The 24300-nt window shown below is 65.0% G+C and carries 18 protein-coding genes and 2 tRNA genes; 5 read left to right on the forward strand and 15 right to left on the reverse strand.

Annotated elements, in window-relative coordinates:
- Positions 1 to 248 precede the first annotated feature (248 nt).
- From ACVWYP_RS26585 to ACVWYP_RS26605, 5 genes are all read right to left on the reverse strand, one after another.
- Complete coding sequence (locus ACVWYP_RS26585) at positions 249 to 1652, reverse strand: TolC family outer membrane protein (RefSeq protein ID WP_304495440.1); 1404 nt, start codon at positions 1650 to 1652, stop codon at positions 249 to 251.
- A 213-nt stretch (positions 1653 to 1865) separates the two neighbouring features.
- The gene (locus ACVWYP_RS26590; RefSeq protein ID WP_304495441.1) at positions 1866 to 2531 is read right to left on the reverse strand and encodes a protein-L-isoaspartate O-methyltransferase family protein; all 666 of its coding nucleotides are present in this window, start codon (positions 2529 to 2531) and stop codon (positions 1866 to 1868) included.
- Between the two features lie 136 nt (positions 2532 to 2667).
- Positions 2668 to 2847, reverse strand: a complete 180-nt coding sequence (locus ACVWYP_RS26595) for a hypothetical protein (protein ID WP_016842100.1) — start codon at positions 2845 to 2847, stop codon at positions 2668 to 2670.
- A 132-nt stretch (positions 2848 to 2979) separates the two neighbouring features.
- A tRNA-Asn gene (locus tag ACVWYP_RS26600) sits at positions 2980 to 3054 on the reverse strand.
- A 273-nt stretch (positions 3055 to 3327) separates the two neighbouring features.
- Positions 3328 to 3813 carry an anthrone oxygenase family protein gene (locus ACVWYP_RS26605; protein ID WP_453946011.1) on the reverse strand — a complete coding sequence of 162 codons (486 nt, stop codon included), beginning with the start codon at positions 3811 to 3813 and terminating at the stop codon, positions 3328 to 3330.
- Between the two features lie 94 nt (positions 3814 to 3907).
- Between ACVWYP_RS26605 and ACVWYP_RS26610 the strand changes: the two genes are divergently transcribed.
- On the forward strand, positions 3908 to 4552 hold the full coding sequence (locus ACVWYP_RS26610) for a TetR family transcriptional regulator (protein WP_304495442.1): 645 nt from the start codon (positions 3908 to 3910) through the stop codon (positions 4550 to 4552).
- A 438-nt stretch (positions 4553 to 4990) separates the two neighbouring features.
- Positions 4991 to 5173 (forward strand): hypothetical protein, encoded by a 183-nt coding sequence (locus tag ACVWYP_RS26615; protein WP_304495443.1) that lies wholly within the window; start codon positions 4991 to 4993, stop codon positions 5171 to 5173.
- A 43-nt stretch (positions 5174 to 5216) separates the two neighbouring features.
- On the opposite strand, the gene ACVWYP_RS26620 is transcribed toward ACVWYP_RS26615, so the two are convergent.
- From ACVWYP_RS26620 to ACVWYP_RS26645, 6 genes are all read right to left on the reverse strand, one after another.
- Positions 5217 to 5290, reverse strand: a tRNA-Cys gene (locus ACVWYP_RS26620).
- Positions 5291 to 5410: 120 nt separating this feature from the next.
- Positions 5411 to 6133 (reverse strand): tRNA-uridine aminocarboxypropyltransferase, encoded by a 723-nt coding sequence (locus ACVWYP_RS26625; RefSeq protein ID WP_304495444.1) that lies wholly within the window; start codon positions 6131 to 6133, stop codon positions 5411 to 5413.
- Positions 6134 to 6168: 35 nt separating this feature from the next.
- Positions 6169 to 9273, reverse strand: a complete 3105-nt coding sequence (locus ACVWYP_RS26630; RefSeq protein WP_453946009.1) for an efflux RND transporter permease subunit — start codon at positions 9271 to 9273, stop codon at positions 6169 to 6171.
- Positions 9270 to 12398, reverse strand: a complete 3129-nt coding sequence (locus tag ACVWYP_RS26635) for an efflux RND transporter permease subunit (protein WP_304495445.1) — start codon at positions 12396 to 12398, stop codon at positions 9270 to 9272. The genes ACVWYP_RS26630 and ACVWYP_RS26635 overlap by 4 nt, the downstream gene beginning before the upstream one ends.
- 48 nt (positions 12399 to 12446) lie before the next feature.
- Positions 12447 to 13895 (reverse strand): efflux RND transporter periplasmic adaptor subunit, encoded by a 1449-nt coding sequence (locus ACVWYP_RS26640; RefSeq protein ID WP_304495446.1) that lies wholly within the window; start codon positions 13893 to 13895, stop codon positions 12447 to 12449.
- Positions 13885 to 15381: an efflux transporter outer membrane subunit gene (locus ACVWYP_RS26645; protein ID WP_304495447.1), complete on the reverse strand. Its 1497-nt coding sequence runs from the start codon at positions 15379 to 15381 to the stop codon at positions 13885 to 13887. The genes ACVWYP_RS26640 and ACVWYP_RS26645 overlap by 11 nt, the downstream gene beginning before the upstream one ends.
- Positions 15382 to 15968: 587 nt before the next feature.
- On the opposite strand from ACVWYP_RS26645, the gene ACVWYP_RS26650 reads away from it, so the two are divergent.
- Positions 15969 to 17003 (forward strand): cysteine synthase A, encoded by a 1035-nt coding sequence (locus ACVWYP_RS26650; protein WP_304495448.1) that lies wholly within the window; start codon positions 15969 to 15971, stop codon positions 17001 to 17003.
- Positions 17004 to 17149: 146 nt separating this feature from the next.
- Here ACVWYP_RS26650 and ACVWYP_RS26655 read toward each other — a convergent pair whose 3' ends face one another.
- Genes ACVWYP_RS26655 through ACVWYP_RS26670 form a run of 4 tightly spaced genes read right to left on the reverse strand, consistent with a single transcriptional unit; the run spans position 17150 to position 21664 of the window.
- A complete protein-coding gene (locus ACVWYP_RS26655; protein WP_028339762.1) occupies positions 17150 to 17890 on the reverse strand; it encodes an amino acid ABC transporter ATP-binding protein in 741 nt (246 codons plus the stop codon).
- A gap of 11 nt (positions 17891 to 17901) precedes the next feature.
- Complete coding sequence (locus tag ACVWYP_RS26660) at positions 17902 to 19422, reverse strand: amino acid ABC transporter permease (RefSeq protein WP_304495449.1); 1521 nt, start codon at positions 19420 to 19422, stop codon at positions 17902 to 17904.
- Positions 19419 to 20624, reverse strand: a complete 1206-nt coding sequence (locus tag ACVWYP_RS26665) for an amino acid ABC transporter permease (protein WP_304495450.1) — start codon at positions 20622 to 20624, stop codon at positions 19419 to 19421. Before ACVWYP_RS26665 ends, ACVWYP_RS26660 begins: the two co-directional genes overlap by 4 nt.
- A 23-nt stretch (positions 20625 to 20647) precedes the next feature.
- Positions 20648 to 21664, reverse strand: a complete 1017-nt coding sequence (locus tag ACVWYP_RS26670) for an amino acid ABC transporter substrate-binding protein (protein ID WP_028331912.1) — start codon at positions 21662 to 21664, stop codon at positions 20648 to 20650.
- Between the two features lie 334 nt (positions 21665 to 21998).
- On the opposite strand from ACVWYP_RS26670, the gene metC reads away from it, so the two are divergent.
- Both metC and cpaB read left to right on the forward strand, forming a co-directional pair.
- Positions 21999 to 23195 carry a cystathionine beta-lyase gene (metC, locus tag ACVWYP_RS26675; protein WP_304495451.1) on the forward strand — a complete coding sequence of 399 codons (1197 nt, stop codon included), beginning with the start codon at positions 21999 to 22001 and terminating at the stop codon, positions 23193 to 23195.
- Positions 23196 to 23482: 287 nt separating this feature from the next.
- The gene (gene cpaB / locus ACVWYP_RS26680) at positions 23483 to 24283 is read left to right on the forward strand and encodes a Flp pilus assembly protein CpaB (protein ID WP_304495452.1); all 801 of its coding nucleotides are present in this window, start codon (positions 23483 to 23485) and stop codon (positions 24281 to 24283) included.
- The last annotated feature ends 17 nt before the right edge of the window (positions 24284 to 24300 follow it).

Genomic DNA, 24300 nt, shown 5'->3' on the forward strand with positions numbered 1-24300 from the left:
CGCCCGACTTGTCCCCAGATCAAGCCCGCCCGAGGCTTTGTGCAAGCTTCGTGTCGCCCAATGCAGCGTGATCACAGGTGGCGTCGCACCTGTCATCACGCTACGCCGGCGCGCCGCGAATCGCCTTGCTGCCCGACAAAACGGTATGTCAGGCCAATTATCGAATGCAAGCAAACGCGCCTGTTTGTGGTCCTGATTAACTCAGAACCACAAACATGACGCGACAAGCGATGATGATGCGAAGGTGTTTAGCGGCCGTCGGGCGTGCGGACGCCGGCCCAGTTGTCACGAACCTGCTGGTAATGCACGCTCGGATCGTAGACGTTGGTCGAAAGGCCCATCACCTGCGGCGACAGGCGGCCAACTGCGCTCAGCACGTTATAGGACGCGACGACGCGGTCGTGCTGCGCGGTGACCAGCGCGTTGCGCGCGTTGACGAGCGCCTGCTGCGCGTTGAGCACGTCGAGCGTGGTGCGCTGACCGGCCTTGGCTTCTTCGCGCACGCCGTTCAGGGCGATCTCCGACGCGGTCACCTGCGCCTGTGCCGATGCCACCTGCGACTTGCCGGCGACCAGCTGGCCCCATGCGGTGACGACGTTGGCGCGCGCCTGATCGCGGGTCTGTTCGAGCACAAGGCGCTGCTGCGCCAGCGATTCCTTGGACTGGCGGATCAGCGAGTATTCCGCACCGCCCTGGTAGAGCGGCACCGACAGCTGGACCGCCGTTCCCGCGCTGAATGCGCGCTGGCTGATCATGGTCTGCTCGTATTGCTGCTGCACGGACGTTTGAAGATTGACCGACGGGAACAGCGCACCTTCGCTGACCTTGACCTGCAGGAAGTTGACGTCGACGCCGTACATCGCCGAGGTGACGTTCGGATTCTGGGTCAGGCTGAGTTCGACGGCGGACGCAAGCGTCGTTGGCAGGAAGCGGTCAACCGGCGAGCCCGGCGCGAGATTCTGCGGCTCGTTGCCGATGATGCGGCGGAAATTCGATCGCGTCGTCGTCAGGTTCGATTCGGCGGTGAGCTGCTGGGTCTTGCCAGCCGCAAGCTGCGCTTCGGATTGCGCGACGTCGGTCCGCGTCACTTCGCCGACATTGAAACGGTCCTGAGTCTGCTTCAGCGTCTGTTCCAGCACGCGCGTGTTGCTGCGTTGAACTTCGACGATGGCGGAGTCGCGGAGAAAGTCCATGTAGATCGTGGCCGCGCTCAGGATCACGGTTTGCTCGAGCACACGCAGGCCCTCGCGGGCCGCCGAGACCTGGCTTTCCGCCGCGCGCACCCTGGGCGCGGTCTGCGCGTTGAACAGCGACTGGTTGACCGTGAGGCCTGCGCTGCGCGGCGCGTTGGCGCCATGGATTTGGGTGCGGACAAGATTGTTCGCGTCGCCGCCCTGTGTCGTCAGGTTATCGGTGTACTGGTACCCCGCGCTTGCCGTCAGAGCGACTTTCGGGCGGTAGCCCGACAGTGCCTGCGGAACGTTCTCGTCAGTTGACCGCACCTGCGCGCGTTGCGCGTTCAGCTGGGGATTGTTCTGGTAGGACCGCACCAAAGCGGCCTCGATTGTATCGGCGAGTGCGGGCACAGGGCCCATCTCCGCCAACAGAAGGACGGCAGTCGCAGCCGCGGTGACAACCTTCACCCCACGCATCCCCGGAAATCCAATCATTGTAGTCGCCGTCTCCACACGCAAATCAGTCCGGCGGTCGCTTCAGTCGAAGTGAGTCCCGCCTCACCTTAGTCCGCAGCTAGGGCCAACGGAACTACCCCGCAACGGAACACGGTCGAAACTCTTCACATGGGGCAAACGGGCCACACTTCTGATTCGGAACGGGATTTTATCAGCCCGAGCGCCGCGATAGCGTCAGAAGACGAAGGCGGGAAGCCGCTCGAATCCGGGCAAAACGGGGGCCGAGGCGTCGAACAGCTCGCGATGGCCGAAATCCCCGTGGGAGTGCGTCACCAGGGTGGCGCGCGGCGGCGGCAACAGACCGAATACCCCGACCAGCCGGCCCCCCTCCTTGAGCTGGCCGAACAGCCCGGTGGGGACGATTTCCGTGGCACCATTGAGGATAATGACGTCAAACGGGGCGCCGGCGGCGTCGCCGTCGGCGGCCGCAGCCGTTTTGACGGTGATATTCTGGACCCCGAGCTGGGCGAAGGCTGTGGCCGCCTTTGCGGCAAGCGCCGGATCGCTTTCGGTCGCGCTGACGTCTGCGGCAAAGCGCGCCACGACGGCAGCGGCGTAACCGGTCGCACAGCCGACCACCAAGACGCGGTCGGTGGCCTTGATCTCGGCGGCCTGGAGCATCCGGGCGAGCAGCGCCGGCGTGATCAGGCAGCGCCTCGTCGCACCGCCCTCGGCTACATCGAGGTCGAGGTCGAGATAGGCCAGCGCCTGCTTGCCGGCCGGCACGAAGACCTCGCGCGGCACGGTCAGCATGGCATCGAGAATACGATCATCGGTCACGTCGCTCGGACGCACCTGACCATCGACCATAAACTGGCGCGCGGTCGAAAAACCGGTCATTGGCGGAGACCCTGCAAGTCGCGGCATTGCCGCTGGAGAAGCTAGAACAGGGCCATCTTTTGGAACAAGCTCCGCCAAAACGCAACATGCCGCTGGCGTGCAAAACGCGCTCCCAAATCGCGCTGCACGGCGCGGTCTATTCGATCGTGACGGCGAGTCTGCCGATCAGGCGGGCCACTTCATCGAGATGCTCGGAATCATGCTCCTCGACGGCCCTCGCGAGCCGCCGGACGCACTCATCGTCACTGATGTCGGGGGCATCATTCGGAACCAGCGTCGGCTGCGGCATCGACAGGTCGATCAGGTTAATGGCCATCAAAATCACCTCTCAAGACCCGGCGAGAATAAGTGTCGACGGCTATTGAGTCGATTTGACGACGTTTTCGGCCTGTCCGATGCGGGCCACGGGCTTGTGATTGTTGATGAGTGTGATGGGGCCAGACCGAACTGGCTCCCCGGGCTGGATTCGAACCAGCGACCATTCGATTAACAGTCGAATGCTCTACCGCTGAGCTACCGAGGAATAGGCGAACATCTGTTCGCGCGCGGGCAGCGTATAACAAAGCCTTTCGGCCTTGCAAAGAACCAAATGGCCCCTCCGGCGAAACTTTAGCGCGCACGGTAAGCCTCTGCGATACAAGGGCTTACCCATCGCCCCGGCTTGGTACATGCCCAGTCCGCCGGCCCGGCCGCGCTCCTGTGGGCGCCTAGAAACACCGCCAGCGCGGCGATCGGGCCGCGCCTATGATTCTGGTCTCGGGCAGCACGGCCCAGCTCCTCGTGCAAACGGGGCTGGCTACCGCCCGGCGATGGCAGCGATGAACAGCGCGGTTGCGGCCAGCGAGGCGATGGTCCGCACGTGGTTCCAGAAGGTCCAGTCGGTCAGATAGCGCGCCCAGACCGATGCCGCCGACGTGCCCGCGGGGTCAGTAGCCGCAAGCTGATCGTTCAGGGGAACGTTGAAGACGATGGTCACGACGAACATGCCGACCACGTAGAGGCCGCCGCCGCAAATCATCGCAATCGCTCCCGGCTCCTGCCATCTGAGCCCGCCGAGCACGACCAGCACGGCGCAGGACAGCGTGGTGCCGAGGAACACCGGCATGAACGGCGAGCGGACGATATCGACATTGATCGCGTTCATCGCCGAGATGCCGGCGGCCTGATCGATGCGGCCGAGCGCAGTCATGACGAAAGCCGAGAACGCGAAATAGAGCCCGGCGAGCAGGCCGCAGCCGAGCGCGGAAAACCACAGCAAGCCCGAGGTCAGGATCTGGCGCATCGTTCCGCCTCCAAATGCGAGACATGCTCGTATTTGAGAAATGCGATAAACTCTCGTATTAGAGCCGTCAACCCCGATCGCAGGGAAGAAAGAGATGTCGAGACGAAAGGCCGCGCCCGTGGAAGTCCCCCTGCCCGGGCTGGCGCGGCTTACCCCGACGCAGCAGCGCAGCCGCGAGCGCTTCGAGCGCATCCTCGCCTGCGCGACCGAGATCATGGCGGAAAAGGGCAGCGAGGCTTTCCGCATGAGCGACGTCGTCGCGCGCAGCGGCGTCGCATTCGGCTCGCTCTATCAATATTTCCCGGACAAGGCCGCGATCATCGGCACCCTGGCCGAACGCCATAACGCGGTCGGACGCGATTGCGTCAGGCGCGATCTGGCCACGGTGACGACCGCGCGCGACCTGCACCCGGCACTTTGCCGGATCGTCGACAGCTACTACGAGATGTTCATGCGCGAGCCGGTCATGCGCGACATCTGGCAGGCGACGCAAGCCGACCGCGCCCTGCAGAAGCTCGATGCGGACGACATGGCCGTGCTCTCCGGCCTGTTGTCCGATGCGGTCATCCGGATTGCGCCCGACATGCCGACTGCCGCCCTCGCCACCTTTTCAGCACTGACCATGACGCTGATCGCAGCCGCCGTGCGTCATGCGATCACGCTGCCACCGAGGAAGGCGCGGCAGGCCCTGACGCAGTTCAAGTCCATGCTGCCGCACGACCTCACTGGGCTGACATAACCGCGCGCAGACGTCGGGAATTTCCTCCAGCCCGGGGCGATAGACAGCGGGCGTCGACGATTTGCGCTGTCCGGGAGCTGCCCGCAGCGCCCAACGCTGCCCACCGGTGAAACCACGTCAGCAAGAGCCGAGGAACGAGGTGGCATGCGATCAACGAGTATCCCGCGACGCACGCCCTCATTGTCACAGCACCCTAAAATTCCTGCGATATTTGACGGCTATGAGTATTGCCGGGAATTCCGGGCAGAGTTTTTCGCAAGAGATGTGATCTGTCTCACATGAGGTGCGGCTACGCCGACCTAGGTTCCCGAAGGGGTCACCAACGAATTATTAACCAACACGGGCGCCATCGTTCTTTTCATAAAATTCGAACGAATCGCTCAATCCGGACCGAAGACAGTTTTGCGACCATGGCGCTCTCGAACCTCGGAGAGCGCGATGAGCGAAGTCGAATTTGATCTGCTGCTGGACGCCGTGCGAACGGCGATCGCGCCCACTGCTCAGGAGGATCTTGTGGCTCAGCCCTCGCCCCGCATTCAGCCGCCACCGCGCGCGGCCAATGACAACCAGGCGCCGTGGCCGCTGATTCCATTTCCTGAAGGTTGGTACGCCGCGATCTAATGCGGCTTCTCATTGATTGGCTGCAAGCCATTGATGAGATGAGTGGAGGCCACGACCAGAATTGAACTGGTGTACACGGTTTTGCAGACCGTTGCGTAACCACTCCGCCACGTGGCCCCTTGCGGCGGACTTCATATACGGCCTCTCTCCGATAGGCAACCGAGCCGGAAGGTAAGGTGCCCCTTGTTTGAGCATGATCCTTTCGGAAAACCGCTTCGCAGCTTTCCGGGCCAAGCTCTAACGCCGGCGCCTCCGGAAATCCCGCTTCTTCGGTTTTGGCGCCAATTCCGGCAATTTGGCCTGCACTTCCCGGAACCTCGCCAGCATCCGCTCGAAACTACCTGACAACGTTGCGGCAATGTCCGGCCGCTTCTCCAGCCCCGCCAGCAGGATCGCGGCCGCCTCGATGGTGGCCAGGCCGTCGCGGCGCGGTTCCCGCCGCAGTCTGCCGTAGAGCGAGGGCCGTTTCGGTCCGAGAATCACCCGCTGGCACTTCAGCATCCAGGCATTGCGCCACCACAGCGCCTTGGCCTGGCTCCAGGTGCCGTCGAGCAGCACGATGCCCTCGATGTCGGCCAGGATGGCGCGCTGATGCGGCTCCAGCTCGCCCTTGCGGTTGATCGCGACGATCTCGGCAGTCTCGAGGTCCTCGACCTTGGCGGAGCCGAGATAGAGCACCGCCCAGCGCGACGGATCGGGCACCGGCCGGCCGAGTGCCTTGGCAAGGCTCGGCCAGGACAGCCCGATCCGGACCACGGCGTTCTCGAAATGCCGCGCCAGCAGTCGCGCGGTGCCGAGCGCCCTGTCCTGCTCCTGCGGATGGATCAGGATCAGGAGCTGGATGCGGCTCTCGATCGGCGTGACGCTGTCGCAGATGCACAGCGGCAACGGCTTGCCGCAATGCGGGCACTCCTCGATCTCGGCGACAATGGTGGTTTTTGCTTCGGTCGGTTCGGACATTGCTCCGCTATACGCTTGCAACCGCGCAATTCAAACTATTCCGCGGGTGCGTGCACGCCAGACGGCTCGCGGCGCTGGCGCAGCCGGTCGATCAGCAGGTAGATCACCGGCGTGGTGTAGAGCGTCAGGATCTGCGACACGAACAGGCCGCCAATGATGGTGATGCCGAGCGGCCGGCGCAGCTCGGTGCCGGGGCCGGTCGCAATGACCAGCGGAATGCCGGCGAACAGCGCGGCCATGGTCGTCATCAGGATGGGACGGAAGCGCGCGCGGCAGGCCTCGAAGATCGCGTCCCGCGACGACAGGCCCTGATGCCGCTCGGCCTCGAGCGCGAAGTCGACCATCATGATGCCGTTCTTCTTGACGATGCCAATCAAGAGGATGATGCCGACGAAGGCGATCACCGTCAGCGGCGTGTTGGTCACCTGCAAGGCGAGCAAGGCGCCGAGGCCGGCCGACGGCAATGTCGAGATGATCGTGATCGGATGCGCCAGGCTCTCATAGAGCACGCCGAGCACGATATACATCGCGACCAGCGCGCCGAGGATCAGCAGCGGCTGCCGCCCGCTGGTCTTGTTGAAATCGCCGGCATTGCCGTCGAAGCTGCCGCGAATGCCCTCGGGCATGTGCAGCTCGTCGACCGCCTGCTGGACGTTGGTGGTCGCGACCTCCAGCGGCACGTCCGGCAGCAAGTTGAACGACACCGTGGTCGAGGGGAAGCCGCCGGAGTGATAGACCGCGAGCGCCGATAATCCGCGCTGGTAGTGCACCAGCGCCGACAGCGGCACCTGCACGTCGTTGGCGCCGGCAACGTAGATGCGCTCGAGGTTCGACGGATCGCTCTGGAATTTCGGATCGATCTCGAGCACCACCACGTACTGGTTGCGCTGGGTGTAGATGTACGAGATCTGCCGCTGCGAGAAGGCGTTGTTGAGCGCGTTGTCGATGTCCTGCACGCGGACGCCGAGGCTGGAGGCGGTCTTGCGGTCGATCACGAGGTTGAGCTGCAGGCCGCCGGGATCGCGGTCGGAGGAGACGTCCGTGATGCCCTCCACCGTCTCCATGCGCTTGGCCACGATCGGCGCCCATTTCTGCAACAGCTCGAGATCGGTCGAAGCGAGCGTGTACTGATAGTCGGAATCGCTCTGCCGGCCGCCGGTGCGGATGTCCTGGGCGGCGAACATGAACAGGCGGATGCCCGGCACCATGAACAGGTTGCGGCGCAGCCGGTCGATCACCTGCGCGGTCGACAGGCCGCCCCGCTCCTCCGGCGGTTTCAGGCTGATGAACATGGTGCCGCGGTTGGAGGTGGCGCCGCCCGGGCCGCCGCCGGAGCCGACCGAGGAGCCGATGCCGGCGACCGCGGGATCGGCCATCACGATGTCGGCGAGCCGCTGCTGCAGCTGAAGCATCGCCTGGAACGAGATGTCCGCCGACGCCCGCGTCGAGCCGATCACGAAGCCGCTGTCGTCGGTCGGAAAATAGCCCTTCGGCGTCTTGATGTAGAGCGTCACCGTCAGCGCGACGGTGGCGAAGAACACCACCAGGGTCAGGAAGGGATAGCCGAGCACGATCCGCAGCGTCGCTGCGTAGAACGCCACGACACGGGACAGCGTGCCCTCGATGACGCGGTCGTACCAGGTGGCGTGATCCGAGGTCGCCTCCCTAATGTAGTGCGCGCAGATCATCGGTGTGATGGTCAGCGACACCACGGTCGAGACCGCGATCGCGAACACCAGCGTCAGCGAGAATTCGCGCAGCAGCCGCCCGACGATGCCATCCATGAAGATCAGCGGCGTGAAGGCCGCGATCAGCGACAGCGAGATCGACAGCACCGTGAAGCCGATCTGCTTGGCGCCTTCGACGGCGGCCGGATATGGCGCCATGCCCTGCTCGAGATTGCGGTACATGTTCTCGATCATCACGATGGCGTCGTCGACCACGAAGCCGACGGAGATCGCCAGCGCCATCAGCGACAGATTGTCGATCGAGAAGCCGGCGAGCCACATTCCGGCGCAGGTACCGGCCAGCGCCAGCGGTACCGAGACGCCGGCGGCGATCGTCGGCACCACCCGGCGCAGGAACACGAACACCACAATCATCACAAGCACGGCGGTCGCCAGCAGCGTGAACTGCATGTCCTCGACGCTGGCGCGGATCGTTCCGGTGCGGTCGACCAGGGTCGAGATCTCGACGCCCGCCGGAATCCATTTCCTCAGCTCCGGCAGCAACCTGCGAACGCCGTCGACGGTGTCGATGACGTTGGCGTCGCCCTGCTTGGTGATCTGGATCAGCACTGCCGGCTGCTTGTTGAACCAGGCGATCGAGCGCGAATTGCGCACGGAATCCTCGACCTCGGCGACGTCGGCGAGGCGGACGAAATTGCCGTTCGAGCTCTTGATGACGATGTCGCGGAACTCGGCCGCGGTGCGCATCTGCTTGTTGATCGAGAGCGTCTCGCTCAGCCGGCCGCCATTGAAGATGCCGACCGGCCCCAGCGGGTTGGCATTGATGATCGCGAGCCGAACGTCGTCGGTCGCGATCCCGGCGTTCGCCAGCGACACCGGATTGAGCGCGATGCGCACCGCCGGCTGGTCGGCGCCGCTGACGGTGACCTCGCCCACTCCCGGCACCTGCGAGATGCGCTGCGCCAGCACCGTGTCGGCGACGTCGTACATCGCGCTGGTCGAGATCGTCTTCGAGGTCAGCGCCAGCACGAATACCGGCGACGCGGCCGGGTTGGCCTTGCGGAACCTGGGCAGCGACGGCAGGTCGCTCGGCAGATCGGCGAGCGAGGCGTTGATCGCGGCCTGCACGTCGCGCGCGGCGCGGTCGATGTTGCGGCCGATCGAGAACTGCACCTGGATGCTGGTGGTGCCGAGCGAGCTCGTCGAGGTGATCTGGTCGACGCCAGAAATGGTGCCGAGCTTGCGCTCCAGCGGTGCGGCGACGGTCGCGGCCATCACCGAGGGATCGGCTCCCGGCCTGGACGCCGACACCCGGATGGTCGGGAAGTCGACATTCGGGACCGACGACACCGGCAGGAACTGGTAGGCGACGATCCCGACCAGGAACAGCCCGATCGCAAGCAGTGTGGTGCCCACCGGCCTGCGGATGAAGGGCTCCGAGATCGAGATCACTGCATGCCCTCGGTGGCGCCCGCGATCGGCGGGCCGCTGGGACCTGGCTCCGGCACGGCCCGCTCGATCCGGCGGTTGAGCCGGTCGAGCGCCAGGTAGATCACCGGCGTGGTGTAGAGCGTCAGCAGCTGGCTCAGCAGCAGACCGCCGATGATCGAGATACCGAGCGGGAAGCGCAGTTCGGCGCCGGTGCCGCTCTCGATCGCGAGCGGCAGCGCGCCGAACAACGCCGCCAGCGTCGTCATCATGATCGGGCGGAAGCGCAGCAGGCAGGCCTGCACGATGGCGTCATAGGACGACATGCCCTGGTGACGCTCGGCCTCCAGCGCGAAGTCGATCATCATGATCGCGTTCTTCTTGACGATGCCCATCAACAGGATGATGCCGATCAGGCCGATCACCGAGAGGTCCTGCCCGCACAGCATCAAGGCGAGGATGGCGCCGACGCCGGCCGAGGGCAGCGTCGACAGGATCGTGATCGGATGGATATAGCTCTCGTAGAGCACGCCGAGCACGATGTAGATCGTGATGATCGCCGCCAGGATCAGCCAGGGCTGTCCGGCGAGCGAGCGCGCGAATTCGGCGGCGTCGCCGGAATAGATCCCGACGATGCTGCCGGGCATCCCGATCCTGCCCTCGATCGCCTTTACGGCCGCGACCGCGTCGCCCAGCGCCTCGCCCGGCGCCAGGTTGAAGCTGAGCGAGACCGACGGGAATTGCGCCTGGTGCGAGATCGCGAGCGGCGCCGTGGTCCGGACCAGCGTCGCCACCGCCGACAGCGGCACCTGCGCGCCGTTGGCGCCGGGCAGATAGAGCTTGTCGAGGATCGACGGGTCGCGCTGATACATCGGCAGCGCCTCGAGCACGACGCGGTACTGGTTGGCCTGGCCGTAGATCGTCGAGATCTGCCGCTGCGCGAAGGCATCGTTCAGCGTGTCGGTGACGCCCTGCAGACTGACGCCGAGCTGGCCGGCACGCTGGCGGTTGACGTCGAGCGCCGCGCGCAAGCCGCCCTCCTGCGCCTCCGAGGAGACATCGCGGAAGATCGGGTCGCGCCGCATCTCGGCGACGAGCTTTTGCGCCCATTGCGAGACCTCGGCGGCGTCGGTCGCGGTCAGCGTGTACTGGTATTGCGAGCGGCTCGACTGGGTCGAGATCTGCACGTCCTGCACCGGCTGGAAGTAGACCGTCATGCCGGGCACCGTCGCGACCTTCTGCTTGAGGCGCTCGATCACCTTGACGACGCCCTCGCGCCGCTCATCGAGCGGCTTCAGCGTCATCACCAGACGGCCGACATTGGTGGTCGGATTGACCGAGCCCGAACCGATCACCGAGACCACGCCAACCACATCGGGATCGGCCTTGATGATGTCGGAGACCGCGCTCTGCCGCCGCTGCATCTCGGCAAACGAGACGTCGGGCCCGGCCTCGGTCACCGCGGTGATCGACGAGGTGTCCTGCAGCGGCAGAAAACCCTTCGGCGCCAGCACATACATGATCAGCGTCAACGCGATGGTCGCGAACGTCACCAGCAGCGTCGCGCGCTGGCGCCGCAACACCCAGAGCAGCGTTCGATGGTAGAACTCCACCATGCGGTCGATGAAACGGCTGACCGCGGCCAGGCCCGGGACCGCCATCTCCTCATGGATGTTCTTGAGCAGCCGCGAACACATCATCGGCGTCAGCGTCAGCGAGACGATCGCCGAGGTCACGACCGCGATCGTCAAGGTGAGCGCGAATTCGCGGAACATGCGGCCAACCAGGCCGGACATGAACAGCAGCGGGATGAACACGGCGATCAACGACACCGTCAGCGAGATCACGGTGAAGCCGATCTCGCTGGCCCCCTTCAGCGAGGCCTCCATCACCGTCTCGCCGCCTTCCATGTGGCGGACGATGTTCTCGATCATGACGATGGCGTCGTCGACCACAAAGCCGGTTCCGATGGTCAGCGCCATCAGTGACAGATTGTCGAGGCTGAAGCCCGCGAAATACATGATGCCGAAGCTCGTGATCAGCGACAGCGGCAGCGCGACGCCGGCGATCAGGGTCGCCCGCAGCGATCGCAGGAACAGGAGTACCACCAGTGTCACCAGCACGACGCTCAGGATGAGCGTGAACTGGACATCGCGCACGGAGGCGCGGATCGTCACGGTACGGTCGGAGACGATGGTCAGCTTGACGCCGGCCGGGACCGCCCGCTGCAGCCGCGGGATTTCGCCGCGGATCTGCTTGACGACGTCGATGACATTGGCGCCCGGCTGGCGCTGGATGTCGATGATGACGGCCGGCGTGCCCTGGTACCAGCCGCCGGTGCGGTCGTTCTCCAGCCCGTCGACGATCTGGGCGACGTCGCCGATCGTGACCGGCGAGCCGTTGCGATAGGCGATGATGATCGGCCGGTAGGCGTCGGCGGCGGCGATCTGGTCGTTGGCGGCGATGGTGTAGGATTGCTGGGCGCCGTCGAGCGAACCCTTCGGCCCCGACACGTTGGCGCCGGCGATCGCGTTACGCAAATCCTCCATCGCGATGCCATAGGCCGCAAGCCGGGCCAGATCGGCCTGCACGCGCACCGCCGGCTTGAGACCGCCGAGGATCGAGACCCGGCCGACGCCGGAAATCTGGCTCAACCGTTGGCCCAGGATGGTATCGGCGAGATCGCTCATCGCCCGCAGCGAGATCGTGTCCGAGGTCAACGCCAGCGTCATGACAGGCGCGTCCGCCGGGTTCACCTTGGCGTAGACCGGCGGATACGGCAGCGTCTTCGGCAAGATGCCGGCGGCGGCGTTGATCGCGGCCTGCACATCCTGCGTGGCGCCGTCGATGTCGCGGTTGAGGTCGAACTGCAGCGAGATCTGGCTGACACCGAACGAGCTGGTCGAGTTCATCGACGACAGCGACGGGATCTGCCCGAGTTGCCGCTCCAGCGGCGCCGTGATCAGCGAGGCCACCACGTCGGGGCTCGCGCCGGGCAGTTGCGTCGTCACCTGCACAGTCGGGAAGTCGACCTGCGGCAGCGCCGAGACCGGCAGCGCCCAATAGCCGAGCGCGCCGCCGATCATCAGGGCGATGCCGAGCAGCGAGGTGGCGATCGGCCGGCGGATGAACGGTTCGGAGACGCTCATGGCTGCGTGCTCGCTGTTGGATCGGACATTACGAGGTCAGGATGCTGGTCATGGCTGCGCCTTCGGCGCGCCGCCCGACTGTTCGCCCCCTGCTGCCGGCGCGGGCGCCGGTCCGGTCTGCCCCTTCTGATCGCCTTCGCTATGCTCGTGCCGGCCGCGATGCTCGCCGTCCTTGCCCTGCCAGTCTTTCTTACCGTCCTTGCCCTGCCCTTCGCCTTGACCTGCGCCGCGCTTGCCGTCGGGATTGCGGCTGCGCTTGCGCGGCGCGAGATCGGCGGCCGGCGGCCCGTCATCCTTGCCGACCACGACCTTCGCGCCATCGGCGAGATTGGCAAAGCCGGTCGTCACGACACGGTCCGACGTGGTCAGGCCGCTGGCGATGACGGCCTCATGCTCGTTCTGCTGGGTGACCGTGACCGGCTTGGCGGTGACGATGTCGCCCTCGCCGATCACGTAGCTGAAGGTGCCGGCCGGACCGCGCTGTACCGCCGAGGTCGGCACCACGATCGCCTGCGGCAGGGTCTCGACCTTGAGCCGCACATTGACGAACTGGCCGGGCCAGAGCTGGTAGCTGGCGTTGGGGAATTCGGCCTTCAGCTTCAGCGTGCCGGTGGTCGGATCGACCTGGTTGTCGATGCCGGTCAGCTTGCCGGCATCGATCACGGTGACGCCGTCATTGCCGAACACATCGACCGCAAGCTGGCCCTTCGCCGCCGCGGCGTTGACGCGCATGATCTGCTGTTGCGGCAAGCTGAACCACACCGCGATCGGCCGCAACTGGGTCAGGATCACGAGGCCCGTGGTATCGGCGGCGTGGATGATGTTGCCCTGGTCGACCTGGCGCAGGCCGGCCCGCCCCGCGATCGGTGCGACGATCTTGGTATAGCCGAGCGTGGTGCGCGCATTGTCGATCTGGGCCTGGTCGGCCTTGATGATGGCCTCCTGCTGCGCGACCAGCGCGCGCTGCGTGTCGGCCTGCTGCTTGGAGCCCGCGTTGCTAGCGGCGAGCTGCTCATAGCGGGCGAGGTCGATCTTCTGATTGGCGAGCAGCGCTTCGTCCTTGGCCTTCGTGGCCACCGCCTGATCGTATTGCGCCTGATAGATCGCGGGATCGATCTCGCCCAGCACGTCGTCCTTCTTGACGTCCTGGCCCTCGACGAAATTTACCTTGAGCAGCTTGCCATCGACCTGCGAGCGCACGGTGACCGTGTTGAGCGCCTTCACCGAACCGACGCCGTCGAGATAAACGGGCACGTCCTGCACATGCGGGGTGGCTGCAAGCACCGGCACCGGCAGATCGGGCCGCCCGTTTGCACCGCGCCCGCCGCCACCGTTTTGCTTGGGCTGGAAGGCGAGCCAGCCGAGATAGCCGAGGCCGCCCAGGATCACGAGCGTGATGAGCAAGGACACCATGCGCCCAAGCAGGCGCGAGAGAAGGCTCCGCTTGCGCGGCGCCGTGCGTTTCTCGTCGTCCGTCGAGTCGGGCTTAAAGAGCATCGACCGGTCTTTCCATCTTCGGTTCCCAGCCGCCCCCTAATGCCTGATATAGGCTCACGATCGCCAATAGCCGGGCCAGTTGGGCCTGCGAATAGGCATCTTCCGCCTGGAATAGGGTCAGCTGCGTGTTTAGCACAGTTACGATATCGGCGGTGCCGGCCTTGAGCTGCTGCTCGGCGAGGTCGAAGGCCCGCCTTGACGACGACAGCACGTCGCGCTGCAGCTGCAACCGCCGCGTGGTCTCGCGGATCGCGACCAGCGCATTGTCGACGTCGGTGAACGACTGCACCACCGTCTTGCGGTAGGTCTGCAGCAACTCGTCCTGCTTGGCCTTGGTGTATTCGAAATTGCCGAGGATCCGGCCGCCGTCGAAGATCGGCTGGGTCATGCTGCCGACCAGGTTGAAGAAGGCGGCATGCGGCTGGAACAGCGAGACCAGCGCCTGGCTCTGGTAGCCGCCCGTTCCGGTCAGCTGGATGCTCGGGAAGAACTGCGCCCGCGCGCTGCCGACATTGGCGGTGGCGGATGCAAGCTGCGCTTCCTGCCGGCGGATATCGGGACGCTGGGTCAGCAATTCAGACGGCAGGCCCGGCGTGACGCGCGGGATCGCGACGGCGTTGAGCGAGCCGCCGGAGACGCGCACGCTTTCCGGCGGCCGCGACACCAGCACCGCGAGCGCGTTGATATTCTGGTCGAGCGTCTGCCGCAGCGGCGGCACCAGCGCGCGCTGGTTGGCGAGCACGCTCTCCTGCTGCGCGACGTCGAGATCGGAGCCGGTGCCGGCCTTGAAGCGCTCCTTGATCGCATTAAGGATGCGCTCGGCGCTGGCGATGTTGCGCTGCGCGGTGCGCAGCCGGTCCTGCGTCGCGAGCACCGTGAAATAGGCATTGGCGACGCTCGCCAGCGTGGTCAGCGCCACCACCTCGCGATCGAACCGGTTGGCAACGGCGGTCTCCTCCGCCGCCTGCGCGGCGTCGCGGTTCTGGCCCCAGAAGTCGAGCTGATAGCTCGCGCTCAGCGAGGCATTGTAGTTCACCACCTCGCGCCCGCCATTGGTGAGGCCGCTGGCGCTGGAGCCGGAGGTGCGCGAGTAGGTTTCCGATCCGTTGAGATTGAGGGTCGGCAGCAGCGCCGCGCCGGCCTGCCGCGCCAGCGCGTCGGCCTGGCGGAAGCGCGCAATCGCAGCGGCAATGTCGAGGTTGACGGTCTGCGCCTCCTCCATCAGCTGGGTCAGCTCCTTGGAACGGAAGCCCCGCCACCAATCGAGCATCGGAAGCGCGTCGCCCGGCCGGCCGAGACGCGCGGCCTTGTAGCCCTGCGGCACATCGAGCGCCGGATCAGGGATGTCCTGGGTCAGAATGCAGCCGGCAGAACCAGCGACCAGGCCGAGCGCAACAAGCGAGCGTCCCGCGAGCCGGCGCGCGCGGACGGCGAGGCCGAACCGGCCTCCAGGCACCATCACGGGTACGGGCTGGGTCACACCCATTCTCCGCCGAAGCCAGACCTCGCCCATGGCGCACGAATGACGCGTTCAGCGATGGTCTGGGTGACGTTCACGGGGGTATGCTTCCAATGGAACCTGCCTGTCCCATCCTACCCTTGGGACAAGGGGGCGGACAGCCCCGTCACGATTGCGTGGCGTCGCATCGCAAGCGATTCGTGGCTACCTTGAATGCCGACTTTTCCCTATTTTTTACCGCATTTCCGCGCATTTCGGACCCGTGCCGGAAGTCACGATTCTTACAAAGATTTCATGGGGATTTCTCGGCTCCTGTTGCATTGAATCCGCAAGATGTGCCGGCGCGGCGCGAAAGTCGCGCCACCGCGCACCGCGCCGTCAGGTCTCGATCGGCCTGGAGCGCGCAACTCATGCAAAACCGCGGACCGCAGGATGATTCTGCTGGCCGACCCGACCGCCGAAAAACGGCGTTCTCCCCAAGTCCGCAACATTCGCGCTTGTGAGGTCAAGCGTGTTGAACCCGCCTCTTGCCGCAGTGCAAAAGCCCTTCCCTTTTTCGATCAGCACACTAGGTTCGCCAAGCAAGACACAGACCGGCAAAGAAATTCCCCGACATGATATTCAACAAAGACGTCATCGAAGCGATCGGCAACACCCCGCTCATCAAGCTGAAACGCGCGTCCGAACTGACCGGCTGCACCATTCTCGGCAAGGCCGAATTCATGAACCCGGGCCAGTCGGTGAAGGATCGTGCCGGCAAATGGATGATCCTGGAGGCCGAGAGGCGCGGCGCGCTGAAGCCCGGCGGCCTCGTGGTCGAGTCAACCGCGGGCAATACCGGGATCGGGCTTGCGGTCGTGGCGAGTGCGCGCGGCTATCGCACCCTGATCGTCATTCCGGAGACGCAGAGCCAGGAAAAGAAGGACATGCTGCGGCTGTGCGGCGCCGAACTCGTCGAGGCGCCGGCGCTGCCCTTCGCCAATCCGAACAACTATCAGCATCTCGGCAAGCGTCTCGCCGAGCAGCTGCGCAAGACCGAACCGAACGGCGTGCTGTTCGCCGACCAGTGGAACAACCTCGACAATCCCAAGGCTCACTACGACTCGACCGGACCGGAAATCTGGCAGCAGACCGACGGCAAGGTCGACGGCTTCATCTGCTCGGTCGGCACCGGCGGCACGCTTGCCGGCGTCAGCCGCTACCTGAAGGAAAAGAACCCGGCCATCGTCACCGCCTGTGCCGATCCGCACGGCTTCGGGATGTACGAACTGTTCAAGAATGGGCAGGTCAAATCGACGCCGGGCGATTCGATCACGGAAGGCATCGGGCTCGGACGCGTCACGCCTGTGGTCGAGACGGCGAAGGTCGACACCGCGTTCCTGATCTCCGACGAGGAAGCCGTGACCATCATCTATGAGCTTTTGGAGCACGAAGGCCTGTGCCTCGGCGGCTCGACCGGCGTCAACATCGCGGGCGCGATCCAGCTCGCCAAGCAGCTCGGCCCCGGCAAGACCATCGTCACCATCCTCTGCGACTCCGGCAACCGCTATCAGTCCAAGCTGTTCAATCCGGCCTTCATGCGCTCGAAGAACCTGCCGGTCCCGGAATGGCTGGAAAAGCGCAGCAAGATCGAGCTGCCGCTGGTGTGACGAACCGCGTCCCCGCAGACGTCATTGCGAGGAGCTATTGCGACGAAGCAATCCATGCTTCCGATGCGGAAGATTGGATTGCTTCGCGGAGCCTGTCATCCGGCGGCGCTTTGCGCCGACCGGGTGGCTCGCAATGACGGCGGAAATCACCGGAGAATCTGGCTTAGGAACAGCTTCGACCGCGCGTGTTGCGGGTTGGCGAAGAATTCCTGCGGCGTGTTCGATTCGATGATCTGGCCCGCGTCCATGAAGACGACGCGGTTGGCGACCTCGCGGGCAAAGCCCATTTCATGGGTCACGACCAGCATGGTCATGCCCTCCTTGGCAAGATCGACCATGGTGTCGAGCACTTCCTTGACCATTTCCGGGTCGAGCGCCGAGGTCGGCTCGTCGAACAGCATCACCTTCGGGTTCATCGTCAGCGCGCGGGCGATCGCAACGCGTTGCTGCTGACCGCCCGACATCTGGCCGGGAAACTTATTGGCCTGATGCGGGATCTTGACCCGCTCGAGGAACTTCATCGCGGCGGCCTCGGCATCCTTCTTCGGGATGTTGCGCACCCAGATCGGCGCCAGCGTGCAATTGTCGAGCACGGTGAGATGCGGGAACAGGTTGAAGCTCTGGAACACCATGCCGACCTCGCGGCGGACTTCGTCGACACGGCGCAGGTTCGGGCCGAGGTCGATGCCGTCGACCACGATCTCGCCCTCCTGGAATTCCTCCAGCGCGTTGATGCAGCGGATCAGGGTCGACTTGCCCGAACCGGACGGGCCGCAGATCACGATGCGCTCGCCCTTGCCGACCTCCAGGTTGATGTCGCGCAGCACGTGGAAGTCGCCGTACCATTTGTTGAGAGCGGAAATGTTGACGATCGGGGTTGTGGACATGGTGACCTTGTTCAGTGGCGGCGGTGAGCGTTGAGCCGGTTTTCGACGAACAGCGAGTAGCGCGACATTCCAAAGCAGAACACGAAGTAGATCATTCCAGCGAAAGCGAAGCCGGTAAAGGCCGTGGTCGGCGTCGACCAGGTCGGATCGGAGAACGTCGCATGCAACGACCCCAAGAGGTCGAACAGCGCGACGATCGAGACCAGCGAGGTGTCCTTGAACAGCGCGATGAAGCTGTTGACGAGACCCGGAATGACGTGGCGCAGCGCCTGCGGCATCACGATCAGCGACGTGGTCTTCCACCAGGACAGGCCGAGCGCGCTCGCCGCCTCGCCCTGTCCGCGCGGGATCGCGGCAAGGCCGCCGCGCACCACCTCGGCCTGGTAGGCGCCGGCAAACAGCGCAATGCCGATCAGCGCACGGACCAGCCCGTCGACGTTGAAGTTGCCCGGCAGGAACAGCGGCAGCATGTAGGTTGCGAAGAACAGCACCGTGATCAGCGGCACGCCGCGCCAGAACTCGATGAAGGCGATCGAGAAGATCCGGATCAGCGGAATGGTCGAGCGGCGGCCCAGCGCCAGCGCGATCCCGATCGGCATCGAGGTGACGATACCGGTGACCGACACCACCAGCGTCACCAAAAGGCCGCCCCACAGCCTGGTGTCGACGATGGGCAGTCCGCCGCGGTCGAGCCCCATCAGCTTGATCACGATCGCGATGCCGGCAAAGCTCACGATGCTCCCGAGCAGCGCCCGTTGTCCGGTTCGCATGCCGCCGCCGAGGAAGAACAGGATCAGCGAGACGATCGCCGTGGTCAGCAGGAAGTCGAACCAGAGCGGCTGGCTCGACATCTGAAGCTGCTCGCGCAGCCAGGTCATCGGGGAGATCAGCCAGCCGATCAGGCTGCCGACGAGCACGATGATCTTGCCGACGGCCCACAGCGGCGGTCCGATCGCCGAATTCTGGCTGAGATTGACCAGTACCTGCCCGGCATTGCCGATGCTGTCGTCGAACAGCTGCAACAGGCTCGCGACCCAGCTCACGCCGAAACCGGTCAGCCCGCCGCCGCGCAGCAGGAAGAATGCGACCGCGGGAAACGCGAAGAAGAACAGGCTCGCATTCAAGCCCTTCGCCGGCAGCCGCGGAATAAGGAGTGGCAGCAACAAGACAGCCGCGAGGACGAAGGTCAGGTTGACGCGCCAGCGTTCGGCTTCCGGATAGAAGCCATAGATCAGCTGGGTGAGCTTGGCCTGGATATAGGGCCAGCAGGCGCCGACCTGACGGCCGGCGGTCTCGGCGAGGCACGCATTGCGGTCCTTGCCACTCCAGACCGCATCGACCAGCAGGAACCTGAACGCGGGAACGATCATGTACCAGAGCAGCCCCAGCGCCAGGATCGTCAGCAGGATGTTGGTCGGCGAATTCAAGAGCCGCGTGCGGATGAAACCGACGAGGCCGGTGGTCCTCACCGGCGCCCGGCGCTCGGGCACCAGGTCCTGCCGGACAAAGGATGACGCGGTGACGTCGGTCATGCCCCAAGGCTCCGGTTGATGCGCCAGCCATAGACGCTCATGACCGCGCTGGTGACCAGCGAGATCAGCAGGTACACGCCCATGGTGATGGCGATGATCTCGATCGCCTGGCCGGTCTGGCTCAGGGTCGTTCCGGCAAATACCGAGACCAGGTCGGGATAGCCGATCGCGACCGCCAGCGACGAATTCTTGGTCAGGTTGAGATACTGGTTGGTCAGCGGCGGAACGATGACGCGCATCGCCTGCGGCACGACGATCAGCCGCAAGGTGGTGCCGCGCGACAGGCCGAGCGACGAGCCGGCTTCCATCTGTCCCTTATGGACCGACAGAATACCGGCGCGGACGATCTCGGCGATGAAGGCCGCCGTATAGGTCGACAGCGCAACCACCAGCGCAACCAGCTCCGGAATGACCCGCGCGCCGCCGGCGAAGTTGAAGCCCTTGAGTTGCGGCAACTCGAAGGTCACCGGCAGCCCGAACACCAGCACCGTCACCAGCGGCAATCCAGCCAGCAGGCCGAGCACGTAGGGCCAGATCCGGATCGCCTGCCCGCGTTGAAACAGCGCCCGCCTTGCGTAGCCGCGCAGCGCCAGAGCGCCTGCGATGCCGATCGCGAGCGCGATCAGAAACGGATCAAGTCCGGCCTCGCCGATCGGCCGCGGGATCACCAGCCCGCGATTGGAGAGGAAGAAGGCGTTGAACAGCGAGATGCTCTGGCGCGGCCCGGGCAGCGCCGCCAGCACCGCAAGGTACCAGAACAACAGCTGGAACAGCAGCGGCAGGTTGCGGACGATCTCGACATAGATCTCGCCGAGCCGCGCCAGCAGCCAGTTCGGCGACAGCCGGCACAGCGCGACGATGAAGCCGATAATGGTGGCGAAGACGATGCCAATGCCCGCAACCAGCAGCGTGTTGAACAGGCCGACAAAGAACACCCGCGTATAGGTGTCCGATCCCGAATACGGGATCAGGTTCAGGCTGACGTCAAAGCCCGCATTGTTTTTGAGAAACCCGAACCCGGAGGCAATGCGCTGCGTCTCCAGGTTGGCGCGGGCATTGGCCACGATCTCATAGGCGACCCAGGCCAACACCGCCGCGAACACGATCTGCACGGCAAGGCCAGTCCAGCCGGACTGGCCGCCGAGCGCGCGCTTCAGGCGGAAGATGAACTGCGGCGGTGGTTTTCGGGGCTCGGTCGTCATCGCCGCAGCCGCCTCGTCGCCGATCAGCGGATCGGAGGCGCGTACTGGATGCCGCCCTTGTTCCAGAGATTATTGAGCCCGCGTGCGATCTGCAGCTTCGATCCGGCGCCGACGTTGCGATCGTACATCTCGCCGTAATTGCCGACGGCCTTGATGATGCGGGAGAACCAGTCCTTGGTCAGGCCGAGCTGCTCACCGAGATTGCCGTCGGTGCCGAAGGCGCGCTTGAGGTCGGGCTTGTCCGACTTGGCCATCTCGTCGACGTTCTTCTGGGTGACACCGAGTTCCTCGGCATTGATCTGGGCGAACAGCGCCCACTTCACGATGTCGAACCACTGGTCGTCGCCATGGCGAACCATCGGGCCCAGCGGCTCCTTGGAGATGATCTCGGGCAGCACGACGTGGTCGGCCGGGTTGGCGAGCTTCAGCCGCTGCGCATACAGCTGGGACACGTCGGAGGTGAACACGTCGCAGCGGCCGGTCTCATAGGCCTTCACGGTCTCGTCGGCGCCGGCGAACGCGATCACCTCGTACTTCATGTTGTTGCCCTTGAAGTAGTCGGCGAGGTTCTGCTCGGTCGTGGTGCCGGTCTGCACGCAGACCGACGCGCTGTTCAGCTCCAGCGCCGAGTTCACTTTCAGCGACTTCTTCACCAGAAAGCCCTGCCCGTCATAATAGGTCACGCCGGTGAAGTTGGCGCCGAGCGAGGTATCGCGCGACAGCGTCCAGGTGGTGTTGCGCGACAGCACGTCGATCTCGCCCGACTGCAGCGCGGTGAAGCGGTCCTTGGCCGACAGCGGCACGAACTTGACCTTGGACGGATCGTCGAAGATCGCCGCGGCGATGCCACGGCAGATGTCGACGTCGATGCCGGTCCAGTTCCCCTTGTCGTCCGGCGACGAGAAGCCCGGCAGGCCGCCGCTGACGCCGCAGGACAGCTGGCCTCGGTCCTTGACCGTCTTGAGGGTTTGCGCCGAGGCGGCCTGGACCGACAGGGCGGCGGCAGCGGCAAGGGTGACAGCCAGGGATACGCGTTTCATGGGCGGGGCCTTTCAGGGTCGTCCGGTGGACGGTTACTTTGTGATCGCCTCGCGTTCACGGGCCATCCCAATGATCCCTTGCAGCAAAAATGCCGACTTGACCGGCAGTTTGACCTGCAAACCGGTCAGGCAACGGATCGTAGGTCGCGGCAGGCCCCTCAACGTGCGGCGACTGGTAGTTGCGGCGCATCACATAGCGACTGACGAGCCGGGTCAAGGGGTTGACGCATGTCTTCTACCTCTTGTTAGTAACACCTCCCGGCCCAGCCCTGTCTTCCGACGCGGTAGGGCTGCGGCAAAAAGTCTAAAGTCTAAAGTCTAACGGCAGCGCTCCATGACCTCCTCCGACGGCTCCACGCCCTCCCACCCGCAACAGGCCGCGACCCGTCTGGTCACGGCCGGCCGTGACACCAAAGCCCAGAAGGGCTTTGTCAATCCGCCGGTGTTTCACGGCTCGACCGTGCTCTATCCGACCGCGGAGGACCTCCACGCCCATCGCGCCGAATTTACCTATGGCCGCCATGGCAGCCCGACCACGCGGGCGCTGCAGGACGTGCTGATGGCGCTGGAAGGCCCGCAATGCGCCGGCGTCGGCCTCGCCCCGTCGGGGCTGGCGGCGATCAGCACCACGCTGCTTGCCGTGCTGAAGGCCGGCGATCACCTCCTGGTGTGCGACAATGCCTATCGGCCGACCCGCAATTTCTGCGACAACATGCTCAAGCGCTACGGCATCGAGACCAGCTATTTCGACCCGCTGATCGGCGCCGGCATCGAGACGCTGTTCAAGCCGAACACCCGCGCGGTGCTGATCGAAGCGCCCGGCTCGCAGACGTTCGAGATGCCGGACGTGCGGGCGATGTCGGCCGTGGCGCACGCCCGCGGCGCGCTCATGATCGACGACAACACCTGGGCGACGCCGCTCTATCACCGCTCGCTCGAACAGGGCGTCGACATCAGCATGCAGGCCGGCACCAAATATATCGGCGGCCACTCCGACATCATGTTCGGCACCGTCGCAGCCAATGCGAAAGCCTGGCCGCTGATCCAGGAGGCGATCCGCCTGCTCGGCGTCTGCGCCGGCCCCGACGACGTCTATCTCGCGCTGCGCGGGGTTCGCACGCTATCGGTGCGGCTTGCGCAGCACCACCGCTCCGGGCTCGAGATCGCGCGCTGGCTCGGCGCGCGGCCCGAGGTCGATCGCGTGCTGCACCCTGCCCTCGACACCGATCCCGGGCACGCGATCTGGAAACGCGACTTCACCGGCGCCTCCGGGTTGTTCGGCATCGTGCTGAAGCCGGTGCCGCAGACCGCGGTCGATGCAATGCTGAACGCGCTCACGCTGTTCGGCATGGGCTTTTCCTGGGGCGGCTTCGAAAGCCTCGCCATCCCGTTCGACTGCAGCGACTATCGCACCGCGACCAAATGGTCGCCGGGCGGCCCGACGCTGCGGCTGCATATCGGGCTCGAGAACCTCGATGACCTCAAGGCCGATCTCGATCGCGGCTTTGCCGCGTTGAAAGCCGCGCTCTGATCCGTGCGCGCGGGATTGCGCATCAGGCGACATTAACCACGACCGACCGGCTGTGACGCCGCGTTGCGACTCCCACATCGCACACGTTGCGCGAGCGCGATCTCCGGGATTCTGCGGAGATGCGACGGCGCCGATAACTCGCCGTTCACCATCCCCACCAATCCCTTAATTGTCCGGACCTTCCATCAAGTTCCCTTATACTTTTGCGGCCGTAGTGATGCCTCGGGAAGGGCTGTCAGTGCCGCAAGGACGCGACTGCCCTGTGTGAAGGGCATTCAGACAATCGCATGAAAACGGCACGCATCGTGGTCCTCGGCATCGCCGGCGTCGCAGGCCTCGCGGCCATGTATCTCGCGAGCGTTGGCGATCGCAAACCGGCGCCGCTTGCGCCGCCCGTCGCGCAACTGCCGACCGTCGAAGTGCTGGTCGCAAAGTCCGACATCGGGCTCGGTCAATCGGTCAAGGCCGAAGACATCCAGTGGCAGCGCTGGCCGGCTGAAACTGCCAGCAGCGCGTTCATCCGTCACGACGCCAACGCCAATGCCATGAACGACGTCATCGGTTCGATCGCACGCGCGCCCTTCATCGTCGGCGAACCGATCCGCGAGCAAAAGCTGGTCAAGGCCAATGGAAGCGGCTTCATGGCCGCGATCCTGCCCTCCGGCATGCGCGCGATCTCCACCGAAATCTCGCCGGAGACCGGCGCCGGCGGCTTCATTCTGCCGAACGACCGCGTCGATGTGATCCTGTCGCGACGCGACAAGAATCCAGACCAGCAAGGCGGCCGCGATATCGTTACCACTGAAATCCTGCTGTCCAACGTCCGCGTGCTGGCGATCGACCAGGCGCCGAAGGAGAAGGACGGCAACAACTCCCTCGTCGGCAAGACCGTGACCCTCGAGCTCAAGCCTGAACAGGCCGAGACGCTGGCGCGCGCCCGGCAGAGCGGCACGCTGGCGCTGGCGCTGCGCAGCATCGCCGACGTCAACGAACAGACCGACGAGACCAGAGACCATGCCCCGAAGCGGGGCGAGAGCATCAAGGTGGTGCGCTTCGGCATCCCGAGCTCTCTGACGACACAGAAGTGATGGGGGCTTCGATATGA

The organism is Bradyrhizobium sp. USDA 3262 (genome assembly GCF_054060035.1).